The organism is Brucella sp. 22210 (assembly GCF_052045675.1).
Taxonomy (GTDB): Bacteria; Pseudomonadota; Alphaproteobacteria; order Rhizobiales; family Rhizobiaceae; genus Brucella.
Genome location: NZ_JBQEPD010000008.1, coordinates 48228 through 64933, shown reverse-complemented (window position 1 = coordinate 64933; position 16706 = coordinate 48228). Strand labels below are relative to the sequence as shown.

Below are 16706 nucleotides of genomic sequence, written 5' to 3'. Positions count from 1 at the left end.
CCCTTGAACGATAGATTGCACGATAGCTTGCACGACAATCAGCGTGAGAAAGTCGCACTTATCATCGGCGTCACCGGCCAGGATGGCGCCTATCTGAGCGAACTCCTGCTCAAGAAGGGCTATCGTGTTCACGGTCTGAAGCGGCGTTCGTCCTCGTTCAACACCGGGCGTATCGACCATCTCTATCAGGACCCCCACGATGAAGACGTGCGGTTTCGCCTGCATTTCGGCGACCTGACCGATGCCACCAATCTGTGCCGCGTCATTCAGGAAGTGCGCCCGGACGAGATCTATAATCTCGGCGCGCAAAGCCATGTGCAGGTGAGTTTCGAAACGCCGGAATATACCGCCAATACCGATGCGCTCGGCACGCTCCGGCTGCTGGAATCCATCCGTATTCTGGGCCTTGGCAAAACCAGCCGCTTTTATCAGGCTTCAACTTCGGAGCTTTTCGGCAATTCCTCGCCGAACGCGCAGAACGAGCACACACCGTTCATGCCGCAGAGCCCTTATGCTACAGCGAAGCTCTATGCCTATTGGACCACGGTGAATTATCGCGAAGCCTATGGTTTCCACGCGTCGAACGGCATCTTGTTCAACCATGAAAGCCCGCTGCGCGGCGAGACTTTCGTCACCCGCAAGATCACCCGTGCCGTCGCGGCCATCGAACGGGGTTTGCAGGACAAGCTGCGTCTTGGCAATCTGAACGCCCGCCGCGACTGGGGCCACGCCCGCGATTACGTGGAGGGCATGTGGCGTATCCTGCAGGAAGAAACGCCCGACGATTATGTGCTCGCAACCGGCGAAACGCATACGGTGCGCGAATTCGTCGAACATGCCTTCAAGGCTGTCGACAAGCAGATCGAATGGAAGGGCGATGGCGTGGAGGAAATTGGCATCGACCGGAAGACCGGCAATTGCCTGATCGAGATTGATCCGCGTTATTTCCGTCCGAATGAGGTGGATTTCCTGTTGGGCGACGCCTCGAAAGCCCATAACCGCCTTGGCTGGCAGCACACCACCGGCTTCGACAGCCTCGTCGCGGAGATGGTGGATTGGGATTTGCGCAATATCATGCGGGAGGCTGGGCGCAATGACTTCTACGGACAATGATATAACCACAGAACCGGTCTATTCACTGGCCGGCAAAAAGGTCTTTGTTGCTGGGCACACCGGCATGGTCGGTTCGGCCATCCTGCGCCGTTTGCACGGCACGGATTGCGACGTCATCACCGCCGCGCATAGCGCGCTGGACCTGACCCGTCAGGGACCGACCGAGAACTTCATCACGGGTCGCAGGCCAGACGTTATCATCATCGCCGCAGCCCATGTCGGCGGTATTCTCGCCAACGCGCAGTCACCCGCCGATTTTCTCTATGACAACCTCGCCATTGGCATGAATGTCATTCACGCGGCGCACCAGACTGGCGTGGAGCGCCTGCTCTGGCTCGGCTCAAGCTGCATCTATCCACGCGACGCAGCGCAGCCGCTGACCGAAGACGCCCTGATGACCGGGCCGCTTGAAGCGACCAATGAGGCCTATGCCATCGCCAAGATTGCCGGGCTGAAATATGCCGAATCCTGCGCGCGCCAGTTCGGCGATCGCTTCATGACGGCGATGCCGACCAATCTCTACGGCCCGAATGACAATTTCGATCCGAAGACTTCGCATGTGCTGCCAGCGCTGCTGCGCAGAATCCATGAAGCCAAGATCATGGGCGCTGAACAGGTAACATTGTGGGGCAGCGGTACGCCGCTGCGCGAGTTCCTGCACGTCGATGATCTGGCCGATGCCTGTCTGCATCTCTTGCAGTTTCACGATGGGTTCGAGCCCGTCAATATCGGCTCCGGCGAGGAAATCTCGATCAGGGATCTGGCGCTACTGATAGCCCGTATTGTGGGTTATGAGGGCCGGTTCGAGCATGATCTGAGCAAGCCGGACGGCACGCCGCGCAAGTTTCTCGACACATCCCGCATGGCCGCACTCGGCTGGAAGCCGCGCATCAGCCTCGAAGACGGCTTGCGCGCTGTCTATTCCGCCTGGGTAGAAGAAAACGCTGAAGCCGTCGCGGCATAGCGACCGCGACCGATCCCCCTTCACTGATGCTGGGAGCACCAAGCTTTTGGGAGCACCAAACCCCTCATGCTGAGGAGGCGCGCAGCGCCGTCTCGAAGCACGAGGGTTCCAGATGTGAACTGACTTACGACGGCGACGGGTTGATTTTGCTCATATCAAGTTCGATACGCAGAATATCGCCTGGTTTGATTTCCGTCCGCTCGTTACCGGTAATATCCTGAAACGCGCCGTTTACATTGCGGCTGATCGTGAAGATCATTTTCTTGCGCATATCGGCTGACGAGATATTGCCGGACGACTTGGCGATTTCCGCCATGGTCTGTATCTGCGCACCGCTGCGCCGTTCCATCCGAGCCAGATTGAGATCGACTTCCTGCAAGCTGGTTGCCGCATCGCTGCGCCGGACTTCTTCCAGATTGGCGATACGCTGCTGCATGGCGAGCTGGTTTTGCCGTGCTCGCGCCAGAAACGAAGCCAACTCCAGCGCATCGCGGCGTGTCGCCGACAGATCGCGCTCCTGATCACGCAGGTTCGACTTGGCCGCGAGGCCACGATCGACCAGCGACCGGCTGGAATCGACATTTTCCTGCAAGAGCTGGATTTCCGTATCGTGCAGCTTGATGCTTTCCTGCAGGGTGTTGATTTCGTCGCCATAGCTTGCGACCTGCGCCTCAAGCGCCTGCCGTTCGGCTTTCATGTTGTTGCGGCGTACATCGAACAGTGTGCGCTCACCCTCCAGCATATGCTGAACCATCACCTGATCGTCTTTTGATACGTTAGACTGCTGCGATGGCGTGTAGTCGAAATCGGTTCCCTGCAATTCCGCAGCCAAGCGCGCCCGGCGGATTGTCTGAGTTGAAATCTGCAATTGCAGATCGGAATATTCCTGCTGCGCTGCGATCAACTGCATACCGGCAGTTACGGCGGGCGCTTCGCCCTTGCCTGCACCGCCGCCCAGCGCCATCAGTTCCAGCGCAACCATGCCGGGCCGGTACTCATATTTGCCGGGTGCCTTGATATCACCCACGACAAAGACCGGCGCATATTGGTTGATCGTCGCCGTCACCGTCAGGCCCGGAATATGCTGCGACAGGGATGCTGCGATCTTCTCGCTGATTTCAGTTGTCGTGAGACCGCGAACGGGAATGCTGCCGACAACGGGATAACCTATATTGCCATCCACATCGACCGGGTAGAGCCCGGTCAGAGAAGGCTGGCCGTAGACCGTGACCAGCAAGACATCATTGGAACCGATGCGATAAATCTGCCCGTCGGCCAGCGCCATGCTGCCCGCGCCGAGGAACAGCATCGCGGAAAACACCGATGCATGTAAATGGCGGGCAAAACGACGCTTATATGGAATTTTCGGCATGGCCCCCTCCTAAACTAAACCTGTCCCTGGTTTTGATCCGGCGCCAGATCCGGCGTTCGGCTGCGGCGCTTGAACAGCCCGGAAAACAGGGCGCGGACCGTTGCCAGCGTGCTGGTCACCCGCCCGGCATAGATGGCCGGGGCCTGACTGACGACAGCGAGCGCGGGCTTGCGGCCAAAAGATGCCAGCGTCTGCACCAGCGCATTGGTTGCGCTGGAATCGCGCCGGTCATCGCTGACCACAAGAAGTGCTGTATCCGTAGCGCGCGACATCAGAACCGACCGCTTGTCTTCCTTGAAGGGCGGTAAATCCACCAGGATGATCTTGTGATCGGCGCGCAGCTGCGCAATGAGCCCGCTCAGCCAGTCGCCTTCCAGCGCTGGCCGATGCGGTCTGATAATATCGATACCGGAGCCATGATCGTGGATCAGTGCGGCGCCGCTCAGCTTTTTGGCTGTAGCGGGTGGCTGCAAATCGTCGATGGGCAGACCGAAAGCCGCACAAAGGCCTGACTGGCCGTTGGTCGCATCGATCACCGCAATCGATACGCCGCTCGCAGCAAACTGTTGGGCGAGCGCGGTGATCACAAGGCTTTTGCTATCGGCATCGGATAGCGAAATCACCGACAAAGCAAGGGAATCGCGCCCCCGCGTCAGAACCCGCAAACGATCATGCACAGACTTGATTGCACGACCAAAAGCGCTGGCCGGGTCCAGCCCGCCATTGATCAACAGCGGTACGGTCAGGCGTGGCGTGTTGGGCAGCAAGGTGGCTGCCGGAATACCCGGCAAGGCCAGCGATGAGGTCTGGGCCGGTCTGATCCGGTCGAAGGTTTCCTTCAGCATCGTACCGGCAACGGCGAAAAGCCCACCCAGACCGATGCCCAGCAACAGCCAGTTCATCAGTTTCGGGCTTGCCTTGGCCATGGCCGGTTCAGCGCTGGAAATCAGCTGCGCTTCTGCCGACGCGATGCCATCCTGCTCAATCAGCTGCTTGTATCGCGTCAGATAACTTTCATAGACAACGCGGCTGGCATTGGCTTCGCGGTCGAGCTGCGCCGCCGTCACCTGCGCCTGATTGGCGCTCGCAAGGTCGGCTTCCGCAGCCTTCAGCGCCTGTTCAAGACTGGTCCGCCTTTGCCGGGCGATCTGGATTTCATTGCCGAGGCTTTGCACGATCTGGTCAACCTGTCCGACAATCTGCTGCCGCAGTGCGTCGCGCTCTGCCGTCAAAACGGGTATCTCGGCGCTTTTCACGGCACCGTTCGTCTGCAACTCACCAAGCTGGCGCTCAACACGCGCCTCTTCATTGCGCAATTGCTGGATCGCCGGAGACGCCAGAACTTCGGCCAAGGCCGGTGCATCGCTGCTTCCTTTCAGCGCCTGTGCGGTCTGCAATCGAGCCTCTGCCGAAGACACGGCCCCGGTTGCCGCAACAATCTCCGTATTCAAAGCCGCAACGCGCTGCGCCTGAAACGTCATCTGCCCCTGATCGCCCGCCAGACCGGATTTCTGCCGGAAATCTTCCGCAGCCCGTTCGGCTGTTTCGAGATCGTTGCGCAATGTGACGAGCTTTTCACCCAACCATTCGCTGACGCGCTTGGCCGCCGATTGCTGGACATCCACCTGATGGTCCAGATAAGCGTTCGCAAACGCATTGGCGACCTTCGCCGCATAGACCGGATCGGATGCCCGATACGAAATGAAAATCGTATAGGAGCGACCGTCATTGGTAACCTGCAACCGCGAAAGCAGAAGATCGATCTGATCGCGCTCACGAGCGGCAGCGTCGCTGTTCGGTGTGGCTGCGGGGGGCACCGTGACGCCGTCCGCTTGCAGAATATCGATCACCTTGCGCGCCATCATTCGCGAATTGATGATATCCAGCTCTGAACGCAGAACCGGGCTATCCTGCGGCAGCGGCGTAATGGCGCTTTCGCTTGGAAGCGCCTGCAAGCGCCGCATGTCCAGAACAACCACCGCCTCCGAAACATAGGAGACGGGGGCATTCATGTAGCCGAGGCAACCAACCCCTATGCCCACCAGAACGGGCACGGTCAGCATCAGTTTTCTGCGCTTAACAGTATCCAGAAGGTCGGCAACCGGCTGCCGCGCGCTTCCTGACGAAACGTCGGAGATAATCACAACAGTGCTCCTTCACGGGAAGATCAGCTTGGATGTAACGGCTATTAAAGTTCGGAAAATGAGGTTTCCGAAGGGAACAGCTCGTTAATGATGCAGGCGACTTCCGTGCGGTTCGTGACCTTGAGCTTCTTCATGATATTCCGAATATGCACTTTCACAGTGCTTTCGCGGAGCTTCAGCTCATATGCGATGATCTTGTTGGCCTTGCCGCGACGCAATGCATTGACGACCTCAGCCTGGCGCTGCGTGAACATGCCGCCCAATGGCTGAATGCGCTGCGCACCCGTTTCCGTAGCATGACGAAGAGCCAGAACACTGCTCGCTGGCACGAAGGTGCCGCCCGCCATGGCGAGACGCAACGCTTCAATGCAGACATTGAGATTGACCGACGTCGGGATATAGCCCTTCACGCCATGCTCAAGCGCGCGGACGACTTGCGATATTTCTTCCTTGTCGGCGAGAATGATTACCGGCGCAGGCGCACATTCGGTGACGAGAGACTTGAGATAATTGCCGACCGCCGGGTCGGATACTTTCTGTCCGCCCACATTGAAAAGCACAGCCGATGCTGTCCGGCTGCGACGCTGATGTTGCCATTGTTCGAATGAACTGAAAGTTGCAATGGCCATATCGGCGCAATTATTGGTCAGTCCATGCGCCAGACACTCGCGATCCAATGCGCGGCTGTCTATAATGACAACCAGCGACTGTTCCCGCTCCTTGGAATAGTCGCGCTGATCAGTAACGCGGCTCGCATACATGTTGCGAGGGTTGAGGCTCTCTTCCTTATCCTTGAACTGTGCAGAAATATTCATTTTAACGCCCTCTGAATTTTTCAAGAACGCAATCCTTCTCCATGTCTAACCTTCATTAAACATGTGGATTACATCGTGTTCTATTTTATGATTGTATTCAGTCGCCCTAAGTTCTTTTATATATCTTATTTTTTTAAATTATTGCCGAACTCCCCCGGGCTGTCATTAACCTAGATTAACGGGCGAATAGAAATATGGTTTAGAGTGTATCCGCTATTCTACCCAATTAGTGGTAGAAAATGCCCCCTTGCCAAATCATTGCCCCTCACGGAAGCTTGTCATCCAATATGACGCGATTTCGTGCAGGATGAGCCGGGCAATCATCCTGATATCCAAACCATGCACCGGGTAACGCCGATGGGGCTGAATAACGAAGACAACACTCTGCTCAATCTTCTCAAGAATCCACCCATCGATGCGACCTTCGAGGCAAATGACCTTAATGTTCTGCGATCGATGCCGGTTTCGACCAGACACTATTCACCGCATACAATCATATCCAGACAAGGTGACTGGACGAATTCGGTGCTCATCATCAATAGCGGGTGGTGCTGCATCTATCGTGATCTGCCCAATGGCGACAGGCAGATTCTCGACTTTCCCATGAAGGGTGACCTTCTGGGTTTCCGCACGGGATTGGGCTTCAACTATTACACGCTGTTTTCCATCACCGATATTTCGGTGCTGGAAATCAACCTCGATACGCTGGTTGAAAACGTGCTGAAATCAGCGCGGCTGGCCATGGCCTTCATGGAGATGACAGCGCGCCAGCGCACCATCCTGCTGGAACACCTGATCAGTCTGGGGCGGCGCGCCTCCGTCTCGCGTGTTGCGCATCTTCTTCTTGAACTCGGCTATCGTGCCCGGGCCAATGGCACTGGCGACGAGAACGGCTTCTATTGCCCCATCACCCAAAGCGAGCTGGCCGACGCGCTCGGATTGACGCCGATCCACACCAATCGAATGCTGAGGGAGCTGCGCGAGGACAATCTGCTGACATTCCGGAACAACGAGGTGAAGTTCCTGAACCGGACGGCGCTCATGCAGATTTGCAGTTTTGATGAAAGCTATCTGGCGGCCAATATCTTTGCGAGCATTCACAAGTCCAACCGCTGAGCCGCCTCGCCCGCCCACCTTGCCACCCCATTCCCCACCAATATCGGTTCTGTTTATCAAATCTTATCCGGATGGCTGCCATTACTGCGGCATTACAAAGCACTCTTTAGGCAAATGCCTGCGCAATCTGACGAGGAACAACGCATGAGCGGCGCGGAAAGCGAAGAACTCATTCACGTGCTCTATATCACGGCCATCGTTGCCGAAGCGATGACCGCAGCGCTGGCTGCGGGACGCCGCGAGATGGACTGGATTGGTGTTTTCCTACTTGGCTGCGTTACCGCGCTTGGCGGCGGGTCGGTGCGCGATGTGTTGCTCAATCACCATCCACTGTCATGGGTGCAGCATCCAAGCTATCTGGTGATCACAGGGTTTGCGGCTTTGGCCACCATCCTCGTCGCGCGCTATATGCATCGCCTGCGACAGATGTTTCTTTTTCTTGATGCCATCGGTCTGGTGGTGTTTACGGTGATTGGCTGCGGCGTTGCGCTGGGCATGAACATGCCGATCATCATCGTGATTGCAGCGGGCATGATCACCGGTTGCGTCGGCGGTGTTCTGCGCGATGTGCTGTGCAATGACGTGCCACTGCTGTTCCGTTCGGAACTCTACGCAACCGTATCGGTCGTTACCGGCGGCATCTATCTTGGCGGTCTTTACCTGAATGTCCCGCAAGGTCCTGCCGCCTTCGTGGCGATGGCGGCAGGACTTGTTCTGCGACTTCTGGCGCTGCGCTTCAACTGGAGCATGCCCAAATTCGTCTATACGAAAGATCTGCACTAACCTTGTTAGCGCTAGTCATCGCTCCTTTTTCTGACTGCGCGCGCGCAGCCAGAAAATGACGAAGAAACCCAGCACGAAAACAACTGCGAAGATCGCTGCTGCCACATGCGAGCGCGCGCCCAGCGCCAGCATGATGCTCGGCACGAAATAAGCGAGCACACCGAAACCGATCAGGATGACGGCGGCGGCGATGGCCGGATGGCTTTTCTGCGGTTCAGCCAAGATTGCGGAACTCCTCAAACCTTTTTATCTGCTGGCCGTCACTATCAAAGTTTTCCGGTGCAAGCCATGCCTGATAGGCTTTCTTGAGCGCAGGCCATTCGCTGTCGATGATCGAATACCATGCCGTGTCGCGGTTCTTGCCCTTGGCCACCATATGCTGGCGGAAAATTCCCTCGAAGGTGAAACCGAAACGCTCCGCTGCGCGCTTGGAAGGCGCATTGTCGTTGTTGCACTTCCATTCGTAGCGACGATAGCCAAGCTCGTCGAAGATATATTGCATGAACAGAAACTGTGCCTCCGTCGCCGCCGGCTTGCGCGAAATCAGCGGCCCCCAATAGATATTGCCAATCTCGATCACACCATGGACCGGGTCGATGCGCATCAGAGTCTGGCGACCGGCCACCTTGCCGCTGGCCTTGTCGATGACGGCATAAAACAGCGGATCTTCGCTTTTCGAAACCTTCTCCAGCCAAGGCTCGAACTCGGCGCGGGTCGCGGGCGGAAATTCGAACAACCATGTGAAACGCTGGTCGGCATCGGTCACCGATGACGCCGCAAAAAGCTCGTCGCCATGCTTTTGCGGATCAAGCGGCTCCAGGCGCACATAGCGGCCTTCCAGCACTTTTCGTTCCGGCCTTGGACGTGGGGTCCAGTTCTGCAAATCACTCATGTCATTATCCCCGAAGGGCCTCCCATTTCGGGAACGACAGGAGCATAAAAGCCGGGCCGCGCAAACCAGATTATTGTAGCCGTTTCATTTTTCTCGAATGGCGGCTCGATCAACCGAGACGGCCTTGACCAGCGCAATCACCCGGTCGCCTGTTTGCAAGCCCAGATCATCGACAGAACGACGCGTCAGGCGCGCACCCAGATGTCGCCCCTGAAAGTCGAGAGAGACATGCGCATTGGGGCCTTCACCCGCCTCGATGCCCATAATCGTGACCGGCAGCACATTGCGAATGCTGATGGCATCCGGCGCTGCGCGCGCCAGAGAAACGTCTCGCGCCCGCACCCGCAGGCGCACATGCATGCCCTGCTTCAGACCCGTATCCGTCAACTGGAACGAAGCCCCGCCAAGGTCGATCTCGGCCAGCTTATAGTTCTCGTCATAAGACGCGACCGTGCCTTCCAGAAGCACGCCGCTGCCCTCGCCGCCCATGGCCGGATCAGCCCCGATGCGCGGAAATATTTCCGCTGCCTCACCACTTGCCGTCACCTTGCCGCCCGAAAGCAGCACGATTTCATCAGCAAGCCGCGCCACTTCGTCTATCTCGTGGCTGACATAAACAATCGGCACATGGCTTTCGTCACGCAGCCGTTCGATAAAGGGTAATATTTCCTGTCGGCGCGCATGATCCAATGAGGAAAGCGGCTCATCGAGCAGCAGCAACGCCGGATCGGACAAAAGCGCCCGACCAATAGCAACACGCTGGCGCTCGCCGCCCGAAAGCGTCGGTGGACGCCGGTCGAGAAGCGGTTCGATGCCGAGAAGCTTCACCACCTCATCGAAATTACGCGTGGCCTGCCGGTGACCTGCCCAGCGCGCATAGGTCAGGTTGCGCTTGACGCTCATATGCGGAAACAAACGGGCTTCCTGAAACACATAGCCGATGCGTCGTTTCTCGGGCGGCAGGTTGATGCCCTTATCCGCGTCGAACAGCGCAAAATCGCCAACAGCAATACGTCCGCTTTCGGGGCGCAGTGTTCCGGCAATCATCTTCAAAAGCGTGGTCTTGCCCACGCCCGAATGACCGAACAGAGCGGTTACACCACCGCCCGCTGCAAAATCGGCCTCGACGGCGAATTTGCCATTGCGGCCCTTGATGGAAACAACGAGCCCGCTCATTTGACGTCTCCGGCAAGCCTGCGCTGCAACCATTCGGACAGCACAACGGCTATGATGGAAATCGCGGCGGAAATGGCAATCAGTCGGAATGCTTCGGCATCGCCAGATGGCGTTTGCATCAAAGCATAAATCGCAAGCGAGAGGGTTTGCGTCTCGCCGGGAATATTGGAAACAAAGGTGATGGTCGCGCCGAACTCACCGAGCGCCTTGGCAAAGCCAAGCACAGCCCCCGCCAGAACACCGGGCAGGAGTGGCGGCAAGATAACGGTGAAGAAAGCCACCAACCGACTGGCGCCCAATGTGCGCGCCGCTTCTTCAAGCCCGCGATCCAGCCCTTCAATCGACAGGCGGATCGGACGGACGAGCAGCGGAAACGCCATGACACCGGCGGCAAGGGCAGCCCCTGTCCACCGAAAGGAAAAGGACAGGCCGAACCATTCCTGCAAGGGTGCGCCAAAGGCACCTCTTGCACCGAACAGGATCAACAGCAGATAGCCTGTGACCACTGGCGGCAAAACCAGCGGCATGGTCACAAGCGCCTGCGCAAGAGACTTGCCCGGAAAATCAAACCGGGCAAGAATCCATGCGACAAGGAAGGCTACTGGCAGAGCGACGATGATGGCAATTCCGGCAACCCGGAGTGACAGCAGGACAATCGGCCAGACGCCGGCTTCCATCATCACTTGCCTGCCTCCGCAGCGCCGACAAAGCCCTTATCCTTGATGATCGCCTGACCGGCATCGCTTTCAAGGAAAGCAAGGAAGGCCTTGGCGGCATCGCTTTCGTTCTTCTCAATGAGAGCAGCCGGATAGAGGATCGGCGCGTGGCTGGTTGCCGGGAAGCGATAGGCTTCGACCAGATCCGGCGCGGCAGCGCGGTCAGATGCATAGACGATGGCGGCCTTCACTTCGCCGCGGCTGACATATTGCAGGGCAACGCGCACATTCTCGGCGAATACGCCGTTCTTCTCGACGTCTTTCCAGATATCGAGCTTCTCCAGCGCCGCCTTGCCATATTTACCGGCAGGTACGTTGGACGGATCGCCCATGGAGAAACGGTCAGTGCTCAACAGCTCCTTGGCATCTGCCTTCGGCGTATCCTTCTGCGTGGCGATAACCAGCGCATTACCCGCGATCACCTTGCGCGATGCCTTGTCAATGGCATTGGCCTTCTCGACATAATCCATCCAGTCCAGATCGGCGGAAATGAAAATCTGGGCCGGTGCGCCCTGCTCGATCTGCTTGGCCAGTACCGACGAGGACGCAAAGGAAGCGACAACTTCCGTGCCATCCTTGGCCTTGATCTGCTTGGCAGCTTCTTCGATCACATCCTTCATGCTCGCAGCGGCAAATACCGTGACCTTTTCGGCGGCATGTGCGACCGAAGCGGCACCAGCGGCAACCGTGATGAGAAATGCGGCTATAAGTTTTTTCATGACTACCCTCCATATTGCCCGTTTGAACGGACAAACACCATCATCCGCCGGAACGAACCAGCGCGCTTTTTTTGCGATGATGGGCATGATGGAGGCAAACGCGACCCGGATGCCGTCAGACCCTTGATGCACGGGCGTCCATGCAAAAGCCGCCCAAAATTCCGTAACGAATTCAGATCGTTCCAGAATCGAAGCCACCTTAATGCGGTGCAACTTATTTGGCTAGCACTATAGGTGCATTCTTCGTGATGCCGGGCTGCAAAGAGCAATTTTCTGCGCTCCGGTGCTCACGTACCTTTAAGTACGCTCCGTTCCGGTGCTCTAAAATCACTCTTTTCGCCACGGCCTGACGAATTTGCAACTATAGTGCCGGTCCGGTTTGTGTGCGATCAACTGCCGATATGCTTGTGCTGACCACGGGCTTTGGCAAGCCCGATCTGCTTCTGGCGCTCGGCAAAACGAGCGCGGTCTTCCGGCGTGCGCTCATCATAGCAGCCAGCGCAGGAAATACCTTCCTCGAAGAACTTCGAGAGTTTGTCTTCCGGCGTAATCGGGCGACGGCAGGCGCGACAAAGCTCCACATCGCTTTCGGTGAGGCCATGACCAACGGCAACGCGCTCGTCAAAGACAAAGCACTCACCATTCCACATGCTTTTTTCCTGTGGGACTTCTTCGAGATATTTGAGAATTCCACCCTTGAGATGGAAGACATCGTCAAAGCCGAGGCCTTTCACAAAGGCCGTCGCCTTTTCGCAGCGGATACCGCCGGTGCAGAACATGGCAATCTTCTTGCCTTCCAGCTTGTCGCGGTTCTGCTCGACCCAATCCGGAAATTCGCGGAAGGTCTTGGTTTGCGGATCGAGAGCACCCTCAAAAGTACCGATGGCATATTCATAATCGTTACGCGTATCGACAACGACCGTGTTTTCGTCGGCAATCAGGGCGTTCCAGTCCTGCGCGGCGACATAGGTGCCAACACTTTTCAGCGGGTCGATACCATCGACACCCATGGTGACGATTTCCCGCTTCAGCCGCACCTTCATGCGATTGAACGGCATTTCGCTTGCATGGGAATATTTCAGTTCCGGCTGGCTGAGGCCCGGAATAGCAGTGATATGCTGGACGAGCTTTTCAATCGCTGCTGGCGAACCGGCAACCGTACCGTTGATCCCTTCGGCAGCCAGAAGCAGCGTTCCCTTGATGCCATTGCCACAGCAAAGCTGGGCCAGCGGCTCACGCAGGCTTTCGTATTGCGGCAGAGGCGCAAAGCAATAAAGGGCGGCGACGGTGAAAGGCAAATTGCTCATCGGTTGTGTCTTCTTTGAAAATCTACCCCGCAACTAATCCCCTGACACGGCGAATTCAAGACTACTTTATCCTCTGGGGCCCGGATGCAGCGAAAATCACCTCGAAGACCACCGTCCAAGAGGAGAAATGCATGTTCGACAGACAAACCATCGACGCAATGACCGCCATGGCAAAACAGGGCCAAATCGAGCCAGCTGCCCTGCTGGCAGTTGCGGAAGTGGAAAGCGGCGGTCGCGCGCTTTACGATGTGGATGGGCACAAGGAACCGGCAATCCGCTTTGAAGGGCACTATTTCGACCGCAGGCTTTCCGGGCGCATTCGCGATTATGCCCGCAAAAATGGGCTGTCGGCACCAGAAGCAGGAAAGATCGCCAATCCGAAATCGCAAGGCGACCGCTGGCTTCTCCTTGAGCGCGCCATGGGTCTCGACAAGAAGGCCGCACTGGAATCCACCTCATGGGGATTGGGTCAGGTCATGGGGGCGCATTGGGAATGGCTCGGTTTTGCTGCAGTTGATGCGCTGGTGGCGGAAGCGCGCGGGTCGGTTGCCGGTCAGGTGCGGCTGATGTTGCGCTTCATCGAAAAGGCAGGGCTGGCGGATGCCATGCGCGCCTGCGACTGGCGCGGCTTTGCAAAGCGCTATAACGGCCCCTCTTTCGCCCGCAACAATTACGATACGCGCATGGCCGCCGCTTATGCCCGCTGGAGCAAACAGATTGGCACACTCAAGACTGCGGCCTGAAAACAAGCTTGTCCCGGTTGTGGACAAGTTCGCTTCATCCATTTAAATCGATTTATCACATTCCGTGCATGTCCATTTTTTCGGAATCGTTGCACATTCCGCAAAATACGCCGAGATACTCCAACAGCCGAGCGAGCCGATGCCTCAGAAAACCGATCTTCTCGTCCCCGTCATGACAGGCCAGCCGGTGATCCCGGTTCTGCTGATCGACAAGGTTGAACATGCCGTGCCGCTGGCGCGCGCATTGGCCAAGGGCGGCCTGCCCGCCATCGAGATCACCTTACGCACGGCTGCGGCCCTCGACGCCATTAGCGCTGTCGCGGATGAAGTGCCGGAAGCCATCGTCGGTGCGGGCACCATCCTCAACGCCAAGCAGTATGAACAGGCGGCAAAGGCCGGTTCGCGCTTTATCGTCAGCCCCGGCGCGACCAAGCAGATTGTCGACGCTGCCAATGACAGTCCCGTCCCGCTTTTGCCAGCCGCCATCACACCGAGCGAAATGCTGGCGCTTCGCGAGGAAGGCTATACGCATCTGAAGTTCTTCCCGGCTGAACAGGCAGGCGGTGCGCCTTTCCTGAAGGCGCTCTCCTCTCCACTGGCCGGAACCTTCTTCTGCCCCACCGGCGGCATCAGCCTCGGCAATGCGAAAACCTATCTCTCGCTGCCAAACGTTGTTTGTGTCGGTGGTTCGTGGGTTGCTCCGAAGGAACTGGTGGAAGCGGGCGAATGGGATGCCATCACCAAGCTTGCAAGCGATGCCGCCAGCCTGAAAGGCTGAGCCCCCCAAGCTAACCAATAAAAAAGGGGCCTCACGGCCCCTTTTTCTTTGCTATCGTTGCAGCAATCAATTGGTTGCGGTGAATTTTGCGACCGTCAGGAAGGTCACAGCATTGCCGCTGAACTTGTTGGCGCGATCGCTTGGCAAATCGCCTTGCTGGAAGCCAGCCGTATAGACCATTGCTGGTGCGGTGCGCATCGCATCGTTGCGCAGCACCGGATTGGTGACCGGGGCTTTCTGCGCCATGGATTCCGACGACATCGCCATTTCCGCATTATGCACGGCTGCTGGCTGCACCACGACATGCGGCTTTGCAGCCGAGGCCTTGGCAACACGACGGGCACCCTTGGCAGTGGTGCGAACACCGGTATCGACAGCCTTGCCAACTGCGACCGGCTGCTTGGCACGAGCGACAGCAGGTTCAACCGGCGCTGCGACTGGTGCCAGAGAGGCGGTCTGAACCGGAGCCGGTTTCATCTGCACTTTGGCAACAGGCTCGGAATCATAGTCGTCGCTCGGCGGTGCAATCAGTTCGCCGATCTCATCCTTTCTGGACAGCATGGCGAGCTGGGTATTCGGCTCGGCGGCGCGCGGTGCCTGCTTCGGCAGCGGCAAAGCGCCCGCTTCACCAGGATTGGTCGGCGACGAACCTGCACCAGCGACGGCCACGGCATCGTTCTCATGCGTGTTGACCAGCGCAGCTATCGCATCCTGACCGGAAGCGGCAGGCTGTTCACCCGGGCGTTCCGGACGCTGCGACGGGATGACCGAGGCAACAAGCTGCGCCTGTGCATCATCACCTTCAAGCTGTGGACGTGCTGACGGGATCGGCACGAAACCGTTCATAAGCGGCGAAGCATCGGCCACCTGCGCGGCATCGGGATCGGCAGCAGCAAGTGCCACGGCATCCTGCGGCGCCATTTCAGGCTTGCGCGCCGGGATCGGCACATTCATCGCCACAACAGCAGCGCCCTGATCGGCAACATTGCCGGTCTGCGCCTGAGATTCCAGCGATTGCGGGTTCAAACCAGTTTCAGGACGCGGAGCCTGCATCGGAACCGGCGCTTCACGCGGCGGCAATGCAGCGACCATCGTTTCACGTGGCTGCGTCGGAGCTTCCTCTTCCGGTGCAGCGGCTGGAGCCTGCTTGGCCGGAGCGGTCACACGCGCCGGGCGCGCCGTCGCCGGAGTAGCGACATCGCCATTATCTTCTTCTTCGTCGGCACCGCCGCCAAAGAGCGCGCCAAACAGCGTCTTGCTCTTGCGCGTCGACGTGGAATTGCTGGCAACCATGATGTCGCCACCACCGCCGGCCTTGCGCTTTTCGATCATGGCCAGAGCCTGCTCATAACCCGGCAACGGCTTACCGTCTGCCGGAAGGTGAGCTGTCTTGCCATCCGGGAACAATGCCAGCAATTCGCGACGGCTCATGCGCGGCCAGGAGCGGACATTGCCGACATCCATGTGCACGAAAGGCGAGCCGGAGCGCGGATAATAGCCGACGCCGCCGATCTGGTAGCGCATGCCGATGCCGCGCAGCTTGGCCAGATTGACGCCAGGAATGTAATAGTCCATCGCGCGGCCCAGCATATGCTGGCTCTTTTTGGCGACGCCGCGCGTGCTGGAACGCAGCATGGCGTTGGTCGCCGGAGAGCGATAGGCCGATACAACATTGATATATTCGCGCGAGCCGGTGGACTGATAGACCTGCCAGACCAGATCGAACAGGCGCGGGTCCATCTTGGTCGGCTCATTGCGACGCCAGTCGCGCAGGAAGACATTGAGACGCTTCAGCCCTTCGGGCACATAGCGACCATTCTTCTTGAAGACGATTTCCGCCTTTTCGCCAGTATGGACGTAATAAAGCTTGAGGGAGCGGGTTTCAGCCGAAGCCTGCGTTGGGGTACCCACGAGGGCAATTGCCGCCGCAACAAGGGAAAACGAGAGAGACAGACGCGCCTTCGCACCAATCCGGGCTTTTTGCCAGACATTCGCGAAATGCGCTTTCATGGTCGATATGCTGTTCATCGAATCGTATCGCCTTAAAGTTTTGTCCGCCCCCAGAGGC

Annotated in this window: 16 protein-coding genes; 6 read left to right on the top strand and 10 right to left on the bottom strand. The window is 57.9% G+C overall.

Going from position 1 to position 16706, the window contains the following annotated elements; genetic code table 11:
• Nucleotides 1-27: 27 nt before the first annotated feature.
• Both gmd and ACTJKP_RS12375 read left to right on the top strand, forming a co-directional pair.
• On the top strand, nucleotides 28-1113 hold the full coding sequence (gmd, locus tag ACTJKP_RS12380; protein WP_440630974.1) for a GDP-mannose 4,6-dehydratase: 1086 nt from the start codon (nucleotides 28-30) through the stop codon (nucleotides 1111-1113).
• Nucleotides 1094-2077 (top strand): GDP-L-fucose synthase family protein, encoded by a 984-nt coding sequence (locus ACTJKP_RS12375; protein ID WP_440630868.1) that lies wholly within the window; start codon nucleotides 1094-1096, stop codon nucleotides 2075-2077. Before gmd ends, ACTJKP_RS12375 begins: the two co-directional genes overlap by 20 nt.
• Before the next feature lie 124 nt (nucleotides 2078-2201).
• Here ACTJKP_RS12375 and ACTJKP_RS12370 read toward each other — a convergent pair whose 3' ends face one another.
• From ACTJKP_RS12370 to ACTJKP_RS12360, 3 genes are read right to left on the bottom strand one after another with little or no spacing between them, the layout of a single operon-like run.
• Nucleotides 2202-3449, bottom strand: coding sequence for a polysaccharide biosynthesis/export family protein (locus ACTJKP_RS12370; protein ID WP_440630867.1), 1248 nt, complete (start codon nucleotides 3447-3449; stop codon nucleotides 2202-2204).
• 14 nt (nucleotides 3450-3463) lie between these two features.
• Complete coding sequence (locus tag ACTJKP_RS12365) at nucleotides 3464-5593, bottom strand: GumC family protein (RefSeq protein ID WP_440630866.1); 2130 nt, start codon at nucleotides 5591-5593, stop codon at nucleotides 3464-3466.
• 44 nt (nucleotides 5594-5637) lie between these two features.
• The gene (locus ACTJKP_RS12360) at nucleotides 5638-6408 is read right to left on the bottom strand and encodes a LuxR C-terminal-related transcriptional regulator (protein WP_440630865.1); all 771 of its coding nucleotides are present in this window, start codon (nucleotides 6406-6408) and stop codon (nucleotides 5638-5640) included.
• 357 nt (nucleotides 6409-6765) lie between these two features.
• On the opposite strand from ACTJKP_RS12360, the gene ACTJKP_RS12355 reads away from it, so the two are divergent.
• Together ACTJKP_RS12355 and ACTJKP_RS12350 are read left to right on the top strand one after the other, a co-directional pair.
• Nucleotides 6766-7524 (top strand): Crp/Fnr family transcriptional regulator, encoded by a 759-nt coding sequence (locus ACTJKP_RS12355; protein ID WP_440630864.1) that lies wholly within the window; start codon nucleotides 6766-6768, stop codon nucleotides 7522-7524.
• Nucleotides 7525-7668: 144 nt separating this feature from the next.
• The gene (locus ACTJKP_RS12350; protein ID WP_138783585.1) at nucleotides 7669-8307 is read left to right on the top strand and encodes a trimeric intracellular cation channel family protein; all 639 of its coding nucleotides are present in this window, start codon (nucleotides 7669-7671) and stop codon (nucleotides 8305-8307) included.
• Between the two features lie 15 nt (nucleotides 8308-8322).
• On the opposite strand, the gene ACTJKP_RS12345 is transcribed toward ACTJKP_RS12350, so the two are convergent.
• From ACTJKP_RS12345 to trhO, 6 genes are all read right to left on the bottom strand, one after another.
• A complete protein-coding gene (locus ACTJKP_RS12345) occupies nucleotides 8323-8529 on the bottom strand; it encodes a hypothetical protein (protein WP_078339220.1) in 207 nt (68 codons plus the stop codon).
• Nucleotides 8522-9199 (bottom strand): GNAT family N-acetyltransferase, encoded by a 678-nt coding sequence (locus ACTJKP_RS12340; RefSeq protein ID WP_138783584.1) that lies wholly within the window; start codon nucleotides 9197-9199, stop codon nucleotides 8522-8524. Before ACTJKP_RS12340 ends, ACTJKP_RS12345 begins: the two co-directional genes overlap by 8 nt.
• A gap of 84 nt (nucleotides 9200-9283) precedes the next feature.
• Nucleotides 9284-10375 carry a molybdenum ABC transporter ATP-binding protein gene (modC, locus tag ACTJKP_RS12335; protein WP_440630863.1) on the bottom strand — a complete coding sequence of 364 codons (1092 nt, stop codon included), beginning with the start codon at nucleotides 10373-10375 and terminating at the stop codon, nucleotides 9284-9286.
• Nucleotides 10372-11055, bottom strand: a complete 684-nt coding sequence (gene modB / locus ACTJKP_RS12330) for a molybdate ABC transporter permease subunit (RefSeq protein ID WP_078339223.1) — start codon at nucleotides 11053-11055, stop codon at nucleotides 10372-10374. The genes modC and modB overlap by 4 nt, the downstream gene beginning before the upstream one ends.
• On the bottom strand, nucleotides 11055-11810 hold the full coding sequence (gene modA / locus ACTJKP_RS12325) for a molybdate ABC transporter substrate-binding protein (RefSeq protein ID WP_440630862.1): 756 nt from the start codon (nucleotides 11808-11810) through the stop codon (nucleotides 11055-11057). Before modA ends, modB begins: the two co-directional genes overlap by 1 nt.
• Nucleotides 11811-12199: 389 nt before the next feature.
• Complete coding sequence (gene trhO / locus ACTJKP_RS12320) at nucleotides 12200-13117, bottom strand: oxygen-dependent tRNA uridine(34) hydroxylase TrhO (RefSeq protein WP_078339225.1); 918 nt, start codon at nucleotides 13115-13117, stop codon at nucleotides 12200-12202.
• 131 nt (nucleotides 13118-13248) lie between these two features.
• Here trhO and ACTJKP_RS12315 point away from each other — a divergent pair, with 131 nt between their 5' ends.
• Both ACTJKP_RS12315 and ACTJKP_RS12310 read left to right on the top strand, forming a co-directional pair.
• The gene (locus ACTJKP_RS12315) at nucleotides 13249-13860 is read left to right on the top strand and encodes an N-acetylmuramidase family protein (RefSeq protein WP_440630861.1); all 612 of its coding nucleotides are present in this window, start codon (nucleotides 13249-13251) and stop codon (nucleotides 13858-13860) included.
• A gap of 139 nt (nucleotides 13861-13999) precedes the next feature.
• On the top strand, nucleotides 14000-14638 hold the full coding sequence (locus tag ACTJKP_RS12310) for a 2-dehydro-3-deoxy-phosphogluconate aldolase (RefSeq protein WP_440630860.1): 639 nt from the start codon (nucleotides 14000-14002) through the stop codon (nucleotides 14636-14638).
• A 66-nt stretch (nucleotides 14639-14704) separates the two neighbouring features.
• Here the strand turns inward: ACTJKP_RS12310 and ACTJKP_RS12305 are convergent, their stop codons facing one another.
• Entirely contained in the window at nucleotides 14705-16648 is a 1944-nt protein-coding gene (locus ACTJKP_RS12305; RefSeq protein WP_440630973.1) for a DUF882 domain-containing protein, read from the bottom strand.
• Between the last annotated feature and the right edge of the window lie 58 nt (nucleotides 16649-16706).